The organism is Citrobacter sp. CK189, assembly GCF_030333505.1.
Lineage (GTDB): Bacteria > Pseudomonadota > Gammaproteobacteria > Enterobacterales > Enterobacteriaceae > Citrobacter_B > Citrobacter_B koseri.
Genome location: NZ_JAOWFV010000038.1, coordinates 1,113,215 through 1,126,130 on the forward strand (window position 1 = coordinate 1,113,215; position 12,916 = coordinate 1,126,130).

Annotated in this window: 14 protein-coding genes; 11 read left to right on the plus strand and 3 right to left on the minus strand. The window is 53.8% G+C overall.

From position 1 onward, the window contains the following. Window positions 1-43: 43 nt before the first annotated feature. The 3 genes from tehA (at window position 44) to OGV83_RS15175 (ending at window position 2,461) form a co-directional block, all read left to right on the plus strand. Window positions 44-1,045, plus strand: a complete 1,002-nt coding sequence (gene tehA, locus OGV83_RS15165) for a dicarboxylate transporter/tellurite-resistance protein TehA (protein WP_058669188.1) — start codon at window positions 44-46, stop codon at window positions 1,043-1,045. Continuing rightward, on the plus strand, window positions 1,045-1,641 hold the full coding sequence (tehB, locus tag OGV83_RS15170; RefSeq protein ID WP_012132341.1) for a tellurite resistance methyltransferase TehB: 597 nt from the start codon (window positions 1,045-1,047) through the stop codon (window positions 1,639-1,641). The genes tehA and tehB overlap by 1 nt, the downstream gene beginning before the upstream one ends. Before the next feature lie 151 nt (window positions 1,642-1,792). Then, the gene (locus tag OGV83_RS15175) at window positions 1,793-2,461 is read left to right on the plus strand and encodes a DUF3313 domain-containing protein (RefSeq protein WP_047463635.1); all 669 of its coding nucleotides are present in this window, start codon (window positions 1,793-1,795) and stop codon (window positions 2,459-2,461) included. Window positions 2,462-2,493: 32 nt separating this feature from the next. Here OGV83_RS15175 and OGV83_RS15180 read toward each other — a convergent pair whose 3' ends face one another. Beyond that, window positions 2,494-3,402, minus strand: coding sequence for a DMT family transporter (locus tag OGV83_RS15180; RefSeq protein ID WP_012132343.1), 909 nt, complete (start codon window positions 3,400-3,402; stop codon window positions 2,494-2,496). A gap of 193 nt (window positions 3,403-3,595) precedes the next feature. Here OGV83_RS15180 and OGV83_RS15185 point away from each other — a divergent pair, with 193 nt between their 5' ends. Continuing rightward, window positions 3,596-4,471 (plus strand): AraC family transcriptional regulator, encoded by an 876-nt coding sequence (locus OGV83_RS15185; RefSeq protein WP_012132344.1) that lies wholly within the window; start codon window positions 3,596-3,598, stop codon window positions 4,469-4,471. On the opposite strand, the gene OGV83_RS15190 is transcribed toward OGV83_RS15185, so the two are convergent. Beyond that, window positions 4,448-5,614, minus strand: coding sequence for a benzoate/H(+) symporter BenE family transporter (locus tag OGV83_RS15190; RefSeq protein ID WP_071258348.1), 1,167 nt, complete (start codon window positions 5,612-5,614; stop codon window positions 4,448-4,450). The two genes, OGV83_RS15185 and OGV83_RS15190, sit on opposite strands and share 24 nt — an antisense overlap. 92 nt (window positions 5,615-5,706) lie before the next feature. Between OGV83_RS15190 and OGV83_RS15195 the strand changes: the two genes are divergently transcribed. The 6 genes from OGV83_RS15195 to patD all read left to right on the plus strand — a co-directional run bounded on the left by OGV83_RS15195 (window position 5,707) and on the right by patD (window position 12,348). After that, complete coding sequence (locus OGV83_RS15195; RefSeq protein WP_058669186.1) at window positions 5,707-6,243, plus strand: helix-turn-helix domain-containing protein; 537 nt, start codon at window positions 5,707-5,709, stop codon at window positions 6,241-6,243. 78 nt (window positions 6,244-6,321) lie between these two features. Then, on the plus strand, window positions 6,322-8,283 hold the full coding sequence (locus OGV83_RS15200; protein ID WP_286463943.1) for a peptidase U32 family protein: 1,962 nt from the start codon (window positions 6,322-6,324) through the stop codon (window positions 8,281-8,283). Window positions 8,284-8,504: 221 nt separating this feature from the next. After that, window positions 8,505-8,681: a type II toxin-antitoxin system HicA family toxin gene (locus OGV83_RS15205; RefSeq protein ID WP_071818852.1), complete on the plus strand. Its 177-nt coding sequence runs from the start codon at window positions 8,505-8,507 to the stop codon at window positions 8,679-8,681. 46 nt (window positions 8,682-8,727) lie between these two features. Then, entirely contained in the window at window positions 8,728-9,144 is a 417-nt protein-coding gene (locus OGV83_RS15210) for a type II toxin-antitoxin system HicB family antitoxin (protein ID WP_125337124.1), read from the plus strand. A gap of 50 nt (window positions 9,145-9,194) precedes the next feature. Next, a complete protein-coding gene (locus OGV83_RS15215) occupies window positions 9,195-10,604 on the plus strand; it encodes an aminotransferase-like domain-containing protein (protein WP_110494249.1) in 1,410 nt (469 codons plus the stop codon). A 319-nt stretch (window positions 10,605-10,923) separates the two neighbouring features. Further along, the gene (gene patD, locus OGV83_RS15220; RefSeq protein WP_115181620.1) at window positions 10,924-12,348 is read left to right on the plus strand and encodes an aminobutyraldehyde dehydrogenase; all 1,425 of its coding nucleotides are present in this window, start codon (window positions 10,924-10,926) and stop codon (window positions 12,346-12,348) included. Between the two features lie 98 nt (window positions 12,349-12,446). On the opposite strand, the gene yncL is transcribed toward patD, so the two are convergent. Then, window positions 12,447-12,542 carry a stress response membrane protein YncL gene (gene yncL / locus OGV83_RS15225; protein ID WP_071818853.1) on the minus strand — a complete coding sequence of 32 codons (96 nt, stop codon included), beginning with the start codon at window positions 12,540-12,542 and terminating at the stop codon, window positions 12,447-12,449. A 191-nt stretch (window positions 12,543-12,733) separates the two neighbouring features. On the opposite strand from yncL, the gene OGV83_RS15230 reads away from it, so the two are divergent. Continuing rightward, window positions 12,734-12,907, plus strand: a complete 174-nt coding sequence (locus OGV83_RS15230) for a GhoT/OrtT family toxin (RefSeq protein ID WP_047464087.1) — start codon at window positions 12,734-12,736, stop codon at window positions 12,905-12,907. Window positions 12,908-12,916 lie beyond the last annotated feature (9 nt).

Consider the following 12,916-nt stretch of genomic DNA (forward strand, 5'->3'; position numbering starts at 1 on the left):
TTCCATAAAATGCATTTAAAATATACTTTATAAATTAAACAAAATGAGTAAGAACAAGCAGAGCGACCGGGTGCTTAATCTTCCGGCTGGCTATTTTGGGATGGTACTGGGCACCATTGGCATGGGCTTCGCGTGGCGCTATGCCAGCCATATCTGGCCCGTCAGTCACTGGATTGGCGATGGCCTGGTGATCCTGGCAATGATCATCTGGAGCTTGCTGACGCTTGCCTTTCTTAACCGTCTGCTGCGTTTTCCACAGAGCGTACTGGCGGAGGTACGGCATCCGGTAAAGAGCAGTTTTGTCAGCCTTTTTCCTGCGACCACGATGCTGGTGGCGATTGGTTTTGTCCCCTGGTGTCGTGGGTTAGCCGTGGGATTGTTCAGCATTGGCGTCGTGGTGCAACTGGCTTATGCCGCATGGCAAACGGCGGGACTCTGGCGCGGTTCGCATCCTGAAGAGGCGACAACGCCGGGGCTGTATCTGCCGACGGTAGCGAATAACTTTATTAGCGCGATGGCCTGCGGCGCGTTGGGTTACAACGACGCCGGGCTGGTCTTTTTAGGAGCTGGCGTATTCTCGTGGCTGAGTCTGGAACCCGTTATTTTGCAACGTTTGCGCAGTTCCGGTGAATTACCGGCGGTGCTGCGGACATCGCTGGGCATTCAGTTGGCTCCGGCGTTAGTAGCCTGTAGCGCCTGGCTGAGCGTCAACGGCGGAGAAGGCGATACGCTGGCGAAAATGCTGTTTGGCTATGGCTTGCTGCAACTGCTTTTCATGCTGCGCCTGATGCCGTGGTACCTGTCGCAGCCGTTTAATGCCTCTTTCTGGAGCTTCTCGTTCGGCGTTTCAGCGCTGGCGACGACAGGGCTGCATTTAGGGCACGCCAGCGCGTCGGGATTTTTTCATACGCTGGCGATTCCGTTGTTTATTTTTACCAATTTTATCATAGCGTTATTGCTCGTACGCACGTTTGCGCTGCTGATGCAGGGGAAACTTCTCGTGCGCACAGAACGCGCCGCATTACTGAAATCTGAGGATAACTAATGACCCTTCGTGACGAAAATTACTTTACTGAAAAATACGATTTAACCCGCACGCACTCCGACGTCGTTGAGGCGGCAAAGGTGGTCGCGCCGGGTAAAACGTTGGATCTGGGCTGCGGAAATGGCCGTAATAGCCTCTATCTGGCGGCGAACGGCTATGACGTTACCGCCTGGGATAAGAATCCGATGAGCATCGCCAACGTTGAGCGCATCAAAGCGGCGGAAGGGCTGGAAAACCTGCAAGCAAAGGTGGTTGACCTTAACGCGTTAAGCTTCGAAGGCGACTACGATTTTATTCTCTCGACGGTAGTGATGATGTTTCTGGAAGCGAAAACCATTCCGGGGCTGATTGCCAATATGCAGCGCTGCACCAAACCGGGCGGGCATAACCTGATTGTGGCGGCAATGGATACGGAAGATTTCCCCTGCACCGTGGGTTTCCCGTTTGCGTTTAAAGAAGGGGAACTGCGCCGTTACTACGAAGGCTGGGAATTGCTGAAATACAACGAGGATGTGGGTGAACTTCACCGCACGGACGCCAACGGCAACCGCATCAAACTGCGTTTTGCGACGCTGCTGGCGCGTAAAAGCGCATAACGCAATTTTACGATAGCGTTGCAGGCCTGATACGGCCTGCAACTCGCCGTGTTGAATTTGTGCTGGCGATACCATTTATAGTCCATCCAGATTAGTTTCCTTTTGCTACTATTCCAATTGCATATCTGCAAAAACAAAAGGGATAGTTTCCATGCGTACTCATACTTTATTTAAAGTTGCAGTGCTTTCTGGCTTATTGGCTTTATCTGGCTGTGCGTCAAAAATCACTCAGCCGGATAAATATTCTGGGTTCTTAAAAGATTATTCAGGGCTGAAAGAAACAACCTCCGCAACGGGAAAACCGGTGCTCCGTTGGGTTGACTCCAGCTTTGATGAGTCTAAATATGACAGCATCGTCTGGAACCCGATAACCTACTATCCGGTGCCGAAACCCACGACGCAGGTCGGGCAGCAGGTTCTGGATAAATTACGAAGCTATACCGATACCCAACTGAAAACGGCCATTGAGAAACGTAAACCTCTGGTAACGACCCCAGGGCCGCGTAGCCTGATTTTCCGCGGCGCGATAACCGGCGTTGATACCAGCAAAGAGGGGCTGCAATTCTATGAGGTGGTGCCGGTCGCCCTGGTGGTTGCGGGTACGCAGATGGCGACAGGCCATCGCACAATGGATACGCATCTTTACTTTGAAGGCGAGCTGATTGATGCCGCCACCAATAAACCAGTGGTGAAAGTGGTTCGTCAGGGCGAGGGTAAAGACCTGAGCAACGAAAATACGCCGATGGCGTTTGAAACGTTGAAAGAAGTGATTGATGACATGGCGACTGATGCCACCATGTTTGATGTCGGTAAAAAATAAGTTCACGCGCCATCTTTGGATGGCGCGTTTTTTTATGCAGCCCGACGACGGTAAATTAATTTACTCATTAACGCCTCTGGACGGGTGAACATCACCAGATTGCCAACCAGAATCAGCACTAATCCAACAACGGCATTCATTTGCCAGACGTAACCTTCGTAGAGTGTGGATATTGTCAGCGCCACCAGAGGAAACAGCAGCGTACTGTAGGCCGCGTTGCCAGGGCCGATGCGTCCCACCAGAGTAAAATACGCGCCAAACGCGATAACGGAACCGAATATTGCCAGATACAGCAGGGCGCCGAGGTAGCTCAACGTCCATTGCGGCGTGAAGTTATCGCCGCGTATACAGGCAATGGCGGCGATCAGCAGCGTGCCGTACAGCATCGCCCAACTGTTGGTGGTCATGACTTCCAGACCTTTTCTCTGATGGCGCATGCTGATCATATTTCCCAAAGAGAAGCCAAACGTTCCCAGCGCGCTCAGACCAATCCCCAGTAACAGCGAGTGGTTCCAGCCGCTGTTGGCCAGATCCTGCCAGAACAGCGTGATAATGCCCGTTAATCCCAGACCAGCAGCGTAATAAAAGCGTAGCGGCGGTTTATGCCCGAAGAACACAAAGCTGTTAACCGCATTGAACAGTACGGCCATTGAGAAAATGACGGACTCCAGCCCCGTATTGATCCAGGCGGCGGCGCTATAAAAACACCAGAAATTAAAGCAGAAGACGCATCCGCCCTGTAACAGGCAAAACAGGTGGTCGCGCCCGGATAATTTTCGTAATTTCCCGCTCGCCAGCAGGATGAGCATCATTAACGCGCTGGCGACGGCAAACCGCCAGAAAATGGACACGGGCGCCGATACCGGGCCTTGTTGCAGATAAATCGCAATCCAGGTGGTCCCCCAAATGACAACCACCAGACAGTATAATAATGCGTTCATAACACTCTCTTCTTTATCTTTATTATCCGAAGAAGGAATGTGACATGTAAAAAATGCGCGCGCTTGCACCGGTTTGCGGATGACTTGCAAAATCTTGCGCTTTTTTGCCGCTGTCTGACCGGTGAGGGCTGGAAACGGGTCGTGGCTGTTATAGACTGAGATTCTACTTATTACTGCTTTGTGATGTGATGGTATGTCTCAGTCTTATGATGCCTTTGAAAATTTACGCAAACATAATGCCGTGCTGCATGACTCGGTTGCGTTGCATTCGGGTGTCCAGCTGGCGGCATGGTCAAATAAACGTGACAACATTACGCAATATTGCGATCACCATACTCTCAGCCTGTATGTCGCTGACGGCTACGAGAGCTACCACAAAACGCCGGGCGGCTGGAAGAATGGCGGGGGGCCGGATCGCTTCTGTCTGATGCCAAAAGAGAGTGAGTCCGTCTGGGATATTCGCGACGACCTGTCGTTTGTCCATCTCTACTGTACAGATGCCCATCTGCGGGATGTTGGGGAAAAGGTCTGGGATAAAAGCCCGTACAGCTTTACCCTGGATGAGCGCACCTTTGGTAACGATCCGGGAATAACGGCGGTTTATCGCCAGTTCCTGCTGGGAAATGACTGGCAGCAACCGGCGAATCATATGACGCTCAGCGCCGCCTCGTCACTGCTGTTGACGCATCTGGTGCAGCATTACAGTAACGTGCAGTGGCGTCTCCCGACGGTTACTGGCGGATTGGCGCCCGCCACGCTGCGCAATGTGCTGGCGTACATTGAAGCGCATCTTGCTGAGCCGCTGACGCTAAGCGACCTGGCGCGCGAGGCGGCATTGAGCGAATTTCATTTCGCCAGAATGTTTCGCCAGTCGATGAACATGGCGCCACACCAGTACGTAATGCAGCGGCGTATGGCGCTGGCGCAGCAATGGGTCTGTCATTCAACCCGTTCGCTGTCAGAGATCGCGATGGCCTGCGGATTCAGTTCGGCGAGCCATTTCAGCAATCGCTTTAAGCAGGTGACCGGTAAGACGCCGTCGCAGTTACGCGCGGCGAGCAAACGATAGCACCCCGTAGCAGACGCCTCCGACTACCAGTCCCCAAAACGCAGAGCCAATGCCCAGCAGCGTCAACCCGCTTGCAGTGACGAGAAAGGTCACGATAGCGGCATCACGCTCCGTTTCATTAAGCAATGCCTGGTACAGACTACCGCTGATTGTTCCCAGCAGCGCCAGCCCGGCCAGCATCTGAATCCAGCTTACGGGCAGGGCGGCCATCAGAGCGGTAACGGAACCGCCGAACAATCCCGCCAGCAGATAGAATCCGCCTGCGACAGCCGCAGCCAGCCAGCGACGCCTGGCGTCCGGGTGCGCTTCGGGACTCTGGCAAATGGCGGCGGTAATAGCGGCAATGCATATGGAGTAGACGCCAAAGGGAGATAAAACCAGCGCCAGCAGCCCTGTAAATACGATCAGCGGCGAAACCGGAAGGGAGTAACCGGAGGCTTTCATCGTGGCGATACCGGGCGCGTTTTGTGACGCCATTGTCACCAGAAACAGTGGAATGGCGACGCCGAGGCTATGAGCAAGCGAAAAATGGGGCGCGATAAACGCCGGTAGCACCGGGGAGAGGGTTATGCCATGCGTGACAATGTCACCTTTCATGCCCGTAACCAGAATACCGACAACCATTGCGGCGATAACCGCATAGCGCGGCGCCAGCACTTTCAGCGCTAACCACGCCAGCAGCATACTGCCGCACAGAAACAGCTCGCCATCCAGATGACCGAACGCCTGCAAACCAAAACGCAATAAAATACCGGCCAGCATCGCGGCGGCAAGAGAATGCGGAATCACCTGCATTAAGCGGGCAAACAACCCGGTTACGCCGCACAGAACGATTAACGCATTCGCGACAATAAATACGCCGATGGCCTCCGCAAGCGTGAGACCCTGCAAGCCGGTAACCAGTAACGCGGCGCCGGGCGTTGACCATGCCGTCAGCACCGGAGCACGATACCATAGGGTTAACGCCAGCGTACTGACGCCCATCGCGATGCCAAGCGCCGTCATCCATCCGGCAATTTGTCCGGTTGATGCGCCGGCGGCAATCGCGGCTTGCCAGATGATTGCCGCTGAGCTTGCATAGCCGACCAGGACCGCAACAAAACCAGACAACACGGTTGGCAGAGGAAGTGAAAATGACCGCATGATTGCCCCTTGTACGTTATAACGGTCACAAACTGTAGCATTGTGCGCTATAGCGCACAAGTGATAGACTGCGGCTTTACCGGAGGAGAAAAATGGACAACCTGACCCATTATCTGGCGACGACGCTGAAGGCGCTACGCCAACAGCGAGAATGGAGTCTGTCGCGTCTGGCGGAAGCGACAGGGGTTTCAAAAGCAATGCTCGGCCAGATAGAGCGCAACGAATCCAGCCCGACGGTATCCACATTATGGAAGATTGCCACCGGTTTGAATGTCCCGTTTTCAACGTTTATCTCCCCGCCGGAAGCGGAGGATCTCCCGACCTTCGACCCGCAGCAACAGGCAATGGTGATCACGCCGCTGTTTCCGTGGGACCCGCAGCTCCGTTTTGACCATTTTTCAATATTGATGGCCCCGGGCGCGCTTAGCGAATCGACGCCGCATGAGGCAGGCGTCATCGAACATGTGGTGGTGATTCAGGGAACGCTGGATATGTGTATTGCCGGGGAGTGGCGCACGCTCAAATCCGGCGAAGGCGTGCGTTTTGCGGGCGATGCCGCCCATGCGTATCGCAATAGCAGCGACCAGACGGTTCACTTTCACTCCTTGATCCATTACCCACATAGTTAGACGGGAAAAGTATTCCGAAACGTCGCGCTTCTGACTACAATAGCCGCCATTTTGCTGTTATTGGATGATATTAACCGTATGCGCCAGCAACCTCATCACCTTGAACTGTTAAGTCCGGCACGCGATACCGCCATTGCTCGTGAAGCGATCTTACATGGCGCCGATGCTGTTTACATCGGCGGGCCGGGCTTCGGCGCGCGGCATAATGCCAGTAACAGCCTGAAAGAGATCGCGGAACTGGTGCCTTTTGCGCATCGCTATGGCGCGAAGATCTTTGTGACGTTAAACACCATTCTGCATGATGATGAGCTTGAGCCCGCGCAACGGCTGATTACCGATCTGTACCAGACCGGCGTCGATGCGCTGATTGTGCAGGATATGGGCATCCTGGAACTGGACATTCCTCCCATTGAACTGCATGCCAGTACGCAGTGTGATATCCGTAGCGTTGAGAAGGCGAAGTTCCTTGCCGACGTCGGTTTCACCCAGATTGTGCTGGCGCGCGAACTGAGTCTGAGCCAGATCCAGGCGATTCATCAGGCCACCGACGCCACTATTGAGTTTTTCATCCACGGCGCGCTGTGCGTGGCTTATTCCGGGCAGTGCTATATCTCTCATGCGCAGACCGGTCGCAGCGCTAACCGTGGCGACTGTTCCCAGGCCTGTCGCCTGCCGTACACCTTAAAAGACGATCAGGGGCGGGTGGTCTCGTACGAAAAACACCTGTTGTCGATGAAAGATAATGACCAGACGGCCAATCTGGGCGCGTTGATCGATGCCGGCGTGCGTTCCTTCAAAATTGAAGGACGCTACAAAGACATGAGCTATGTGAAGAACATCACGGCGCACTATCGCCAGATGCTGGATGCGATTATCGAGGAGCGTGGCGACCTGGCGCGGGCTTCCGCCGGTCGTACTGAGCACTTTTTTATTCCTTCTACGGATAAAACCTTCCATCGCGGCAGTACCGACTATTTTGTTAACGCCCGTAAAGGGGATATCGGCGCGTTCGATTCGCCAAAATTTATCGGTTTACCGGTAGGCGAAGTCGTCAAAGTGGCAAAAGATCACCTGGACGTTGAGGTGACGGAACCGTTATCCAACGGCGATGGCCTGAATGTGCTGATCAAACGTGAAGTGGTGGGGTTTCGCGCCAATACGGTGGAAAAGACGGGGCAGAACCGTTATCGCGTCTGGCCAAATGAAATGCCGCCCGACCTGCATAAAGTGCGCCCGCATCATCCGCTGAACCGTAATCTCGACCACAACTGGCAGCAGGCGTTAACCAAAACCTCCAGCGAACGCCGGGTGGCGGTGGATATCGCGTTAGGCGGCTGGCAGGAACAGCTAATTCTGACGCTGACCAGCGAAGAGGGCGTGAGCGTCACCCATACGCTGGAGGGACAGTTTGACGAGGCTAACAACGCCGAAAAAGCGTTGAACAACCTGAAAGAAGGCGTGGCGAAGCTGGGACAGACGATGTACTACGCGCGTAATGTCGAGGTGAATCTCCCCGGCGCACTGTTCGTGCCGAACAGTTTACTCAACCAGTTCCGTCGCGAAGCGGCAGAGATGCTGGATGCGGCGCGTCTGGCGAACTATCAACGCGGCAGCCGTAAGCCGGTGGCGCAACCAGCCCCGGTCTACCCGGAAACGCATTTGAGCTTCCTGGCTAACGTCTACAATCACAAAGCGCGCGCGTTTTATCATCGCTACGGCGTCCAGTTGATCGACGCGGCGTATGAGGCGCACCAGGAGAAGGGCGATGTGCCGGTGATGATCACCAAACATTGTTTGCGCTTTGCCTTTAACCTGTGCCCGAAACAGGCGAAAGGGAATATCAAAAGCTGGAAAGCAACGCCGATGCAACTGGTACACGGCGACGAAGTATTGACGCTGAAGTTTGATTGCCGTCCGTGCGAAATGCACGTTATCGGCAAGATCAAAACTCATATTCTGAAAATGCCCTTGCCCGGCAGCGTTGTCGCCTCCGTAAGCCCGGAAGAACTGATGAAAACGCTGCCAAAACGTAAAAACTAAGTCAGCGGCTGGCCGGGAACGCTGAGCGTCACCCGGCCACGCCTGATGTACCTTAAACCCCCTCTCACCATAGTTAACCTTCCCGCAAAACTGGAACCGGCTTTCCGGTTCTTGAGTGTTAATCAGCCAAAAGCCATTTCGGGGTGTATAACATTCAAAAAAAGAGAAAAGGTAAACAAAAATGTTTACCTTATGGTTATAATACATGGCAGGGAGGCGCGGTGAAGCAGAGCGAGTTCAGACGCTGGCTTGAATCTCAGGGAGTCGATGTAACAAATGGAACGAATCATTTGAAGTTGAGATATCACGACAAACGAAGCGTCATGCCCAGACATCCTGGTGATGAAATTAAAGACACCCTGCGTAAAGCAATACTAAAGCAGCTTGGTTTGAATTAATCATCAGATATATAAGGTTGATCACATGAGAGCGTTACCAGAAACTATGCGTTATCCCGTCAATCTCATTCCCGCAGAAGAAGGGGGTTATGTTGTGTCGTTCCCGGACATTCCAGAGGCGTTAACACAAGGTGACACCCGCCATGAGTCTCTCGAAGCCGCGCAGGGCGCATTAGTCACCGCCTTTGAATTTTATTTTGAAGATAACCAGCCAATTCCTTTACCTTCAATGGTTGATGAAGCTGATGATTATGTGGAGATTCCTCTTAGCATTGCGTCTAAAGTCCTTTTGTTGAATGCGTTCCTTGAATCAAAAATCACGCAGCAGGAGCTGGCGAGGCGCATTGGCAGACCCAAGCAGGAAATTACCCGACTATTCGACTTAAAACACGCAACGAAAATCGATGCCGTGCAGATTGCGGCCAGAGCATTGGGTAAAGAGTTATCGCTGACTATGCTTTAGCTTTTCCGGTTGTTCCAGCAGGCTTACATATTGTGTGAAATAAAAAAACGATGAAGAAATATCAGCGACTGGCGGAACAAATTTGCGATCAAATCGCCTCCGGTGTGTGGCAGCCTGGCGATCGATTACCCTCCTTGCGTGAGCAGGTGGTCAGCAGCGGCATGAGTTTTATGACCGTAGGACACGCGTATCAGTTGCTGGAAAGCCAGGGGCGCATTATTGCGCGTCCGCAGTCGGGTTATTACGTGGCGGCGCGCCCGGTGCGCCAGCCTGCGATGCCGCCCGTGCAGGTAATGCGCGATGAATCCGTTGATATTAATACCTATATTTTCGAAATGTTGCAGGCCAGCCGGGATGCGTCGGTGATGCCGTTCGCCTCTGCCTTTCCAGACCCGCGTCTGTTTCCGTTGCAGCAGCTTAACCGTTCCCTGGCGCAGGTCAGTAAAACCGCCACGGCCATGAGCGTGATTGAGAACCTGCCGCCGGGGAACAGCGAGCTACGCCATGCCATCGCCCGACGCTATGCGCAGCAGGGAATTACCGTCTCTCCTGATGAAATCGTCATTACCGCCGGGGCGCTGGAAGCCCTGAACCTCAGCCTTCAGGCGGTTACCGAACCGGGCGACTGGGTTATTGTGGAGAATCCCTGCTTTTATGGCGCGTTACAGGCGCTGGAGCGACTCCGCCTGAAAGCGCTTTCGGTCGCCACGGATGTAAAAGAGGGGATCGATTTAGCGGCGCTGGAACAGGCATTACAGGAGTATCCGGTGAAGGCGTGCTGGCTGATGACCAATAGCCAAAACCCGCTCGGCTTCACCCTTAGCCCGGAGAAAAAAGCGCGGCTGGTCGCATTACTGGATCAGTACAACGTCGTGCTGATTGAAGATGACGTGTACAGCGAGCTCTATTTTGGCCGCGACAAACCGCTGCCTGCCAAAGCCTGGGATCGCCACGACAAAATATTGCATTGCTCGTCATTCTCGAAATGTCTGGTTCCCGGTTTTCGTATCGGTTGGGTTGCAGCGGGAAAGTACGCCAGACAAATTCAGCGGCTACAGCTGATGAGTACGCTATCCACCAGTTCACCAATGCAGCTTGCTCTGGTCGATTACCTTTCGACACGCCGCTATGACGCGCATTTGCGTCGTCTGCGCCGCCAGTTGGCGGAGCGAAAACAGCAGGCCTGGCAAACGCTGCTGCGTCATCTGCCCGCTGAGGTGAAGATTCACCACAATGACAGCGGCTATTTTCTCTGGCTGGAACTGCCCGAATCTCTTGATGCCGGGGAACTCAGTGCGCAGGCTCTGGCGCATCAGATCAGTATCGCCCCCGGTAAAATGTTTTCGACCTCTGATACCTGGTCACATTTTTTCCGGTTTAATACCGCATGGGGGTGGGGAGAAAGAGAGGAGCAGGCGGTATCTCAACTGGGGAAACTTATTCGCGATATGCTGAAATAAAATACGCGTTGCCATCTTTTTGTTTTAGCCAAAATAGAGAAAACGTATCGATTATCAGGGCAGAACGTTATTTATCGCTGACTCGCCATAGGAAATATCAATACCCCCCGTCTTTTCCATCCTCAGCCTAACTCCTTGTCTATACTCCGAAAGATGGAACATGTGCGCCGCGTGGAGCGGCGTAATGCGCGTCAGCTCACAACCTGATTAAAATTCCTTATCCCAACAGGTGCGCGGCAGACGCGCCGACTATTTTTAGGAAAGGACATATATTTACGGCAAGGCTGCCGCTCAATATTTTGCGACAGGAGTAAGATGTATGCCACATCAATTACTGATTAACGGCGAGCTGGTCAGCGGTGAAGGTGAAAAACAGCCCGTCTACAACCCGGCGACGGGCGAGGTGATTCTGGAGATTGCAGAGGCGTCGCCCGCACAGGTAGATGCCGCCGTTCGCGCCGCAGACCGGGCGTTCGCGGAATGGGGGCAAACCACGCCAAAAGTCAGAGCGGAGCTACTGCTAACGCTGGCGGACGTGATTGAGGAAAATGCGCAGACATTCGCCGAACTGGAGTCGCAAAACTGCGGGAAGCCGCTGCATTGCGCGCTCAATGATGAGATCCCGGCGATTGTCGATGTATTTCGCTTCTTTGCCGGCGCCGCACGCTGTCTGAACGGCCTGGCGGCGGGGGAGTATCTGGAAGGGCATACCTCGATGATCCGCCGCGATCCGGTTGGGGTCGTCGCCTCGATCGCGCCGTGGAACTATCCGCTGATGATGGCGGCCTGGAAACTGGCGCCAGCGCTGGCGGCGGGTAACTGCGTGGTGATAAAACCGTCTGAAATCACGCCGCTGACGGCATTGAAGCTGGCGGAGTTTGCGAAGGATATTTTCCCGCCAGGCGTGCTTAACGTGCTGTTCGGGCGGGGCAAGACGGTTGGCGATCCGCTCACCGGGCATGAAAAAGTACGGATGGTCTCCCTGACCGGCTCGATTGCGACGGGCGAGCACATTATTCAACATACCGCGCCCTCCATTAAGCGCACGCACATGGAATTAGGCGGTAAGGCTCCGGTGATTGTCTTTGATGATGCCGATCTGGATGCCGTTGTCGAAGGTGTGCGAACGTTCGGTTTCTACAATGCCGGGCAGGATTGTACGGCGGCCTGTCGTATCTATGCGCAAAAAGGGATCTATGACGCGCTGGTTGAGAAACTCGGCGCGGCGGTCGCCAGCCTGAAAACCGGTTCGCCAAACGACGAATCGACTGAGCTTGGGCCGCTCAGCTCGCAAGCGCACCTTGAGCGAGTGACAAAAGCGGTGGAAGAGGCGAAAGCGCTCGGACATATCAACGTGGTGACCGGCGGCCAGAAACTGGACGGCGCAGGATACTATTTTGCGCCAACGCTGCTGGCCGGCGCAAAACAGGAGGACGCCATCGTGCAGCGAGAAGTGTTCGGCCCGGTTGTCAGCATGACGGTGTTTGATGATGAAGAGCAGGTGCTGGCGTGGGCAAATGATACTCAGTACGGGCTGGCATCATCCGTCTGGACGAAAGATGTGGGTCGGGCGCATCGCCTGAGCGCGCGATTGCAGTATGGCTGCACCTGGGTTAATACGCATTTCATGTTGGTGAGCGAGATGCCGCACGGTGGGCAAAAACGCTCGGGCTACGGCAAGGATATGTCACTTTATGGGCTGGAAGACTATACGGTTATCCGCCACATAATGGTTAAACATTAAGGATAATTTACCGTTCCGGCGCGGCATGGGAAGATCGTAAATCGATGGCAGAGAGGAGGAACGCTCTCTGCCAGTATGCGCAGCAAGCACTCAGTACATCAGGCAAACCAGCCGAATCTCAATGAGATAAGGCCAAAAAGTCCAATAGCAGCAAAGACATTTATCAGCACCACGGTTTTACTGGAAACATTCATTTTTGCCACCTTTCGTTATGACCCCTTTGTGTATAGTACGGGTTCAGGCAATCCGCAATAAGACAAAATATGAACATGGTGAATGGTGCCGCTATTTCAGCGTTTTGCTGAATAGTACGGATAAAACTTGATGTACGTCAAAAAAAAGAGCATATTGCGCGCGTTTTTCCCCTCTGGTTCGGATGCCCGAAATGTCGCTCTACCAAAAAATGTTGGTTTTTTACGCAGTGATGGCGGCGATTGCCTGCCTGATTACCTGGTTTCTTTCCCACGATAAAAAACGTATCCGCTTTCTGAGCGCCGTTCTCGTGGGCGCAACCTGGCCGATGAGTCTGCCCGTCGCATTGTTATTTTCGTTGTTTTGATGAGATGAA

Coding starts and splice junctions, on each gene's coding strand:
- tehA (WP_058669188.1), top strand. CDS start 44: ATGAGTAAGAACAAGCAGAGCGACCGGGTGCTTAATCTTCCGGCTGGC.
- tehB (WP_012132341.1), top strand. CDS start 1,045: ATGACCCTTCGTGACGAAAATTACTTTACTGAAAAATACGATTTAACC.
- OGV83_RS15175 (WP_047463635.1), top strand. CDS start 1,793: ATGCGTACTCATACTTTATTTAAAGTTGCAGTGCTTTCTGGCTTATTG.
- OGV83_RS15180 (WP_012132343.1), bottom strand. CDS start 3,402: ATGAACGCATTATTATACTGTCTGGTGGTTGTCATTTGGGGGACCACC.
- OGV83_RS15185 (WP_012132344.1), top strand. CDS start 3,596: ATGTCTCAGTCTTATGATGCCTTTGAAAATTTACGCAAACATAATGCC.
- OGV83_RS15190 (WP_071258348.1), bottom strand. CDS start 5,614: ATGCGGTCATTTTCACTTCCTCTGCCAACCGTGTTGTCTGGTTTTGTT.
- OGV83_RS15195 (WP_058669186.1), top strand. CDS start 5,707: ATGGACAACCTGACCCATTATCTGGCGACGACGCTGAAGGCGCTACGC.
- OGV83_RS15200 (WP_286463943.1), top strand. CDS start 6,322: ATGCGCCAGCAACCTCATCACCTTGAACTGTTAAGTCCGGCACGCGAT.
- OGV83_RS15210 (WP_125337124.1), top strand. CDS start 8,728: ATGCGTTATCCCGTCAATCTCATTCCCGCAGAAGAAGGGGGTTATGTT.
- OGV83_RS15215 (WP_110494249.1), top strand. CDS start 9,195: ATGAAGAAATATCAGCGACTGGCGGAACAAATTTGCGATCAAATCGCC.
- patD (WP_115181620.1), top strand. CDS start 10,924: ATGCCACATCAATTACTGATTAACGGCGAGCTGGTCAGCGGTGAAGGT.
- yncL (WP_071818853.1), bottom strand. CDS start 12,542: ATGAATGTTTCCAGTAAAACCGTGGTGCTGATAAATGTCTTTGCTGCT.
- OGV83_RS15230 (WP_047464087.1), top strand. CDS start 12,734: ATGTCGCTCTACCAAAAAATGTTGGTTTTTTACGCAGTGATGGCGGCG.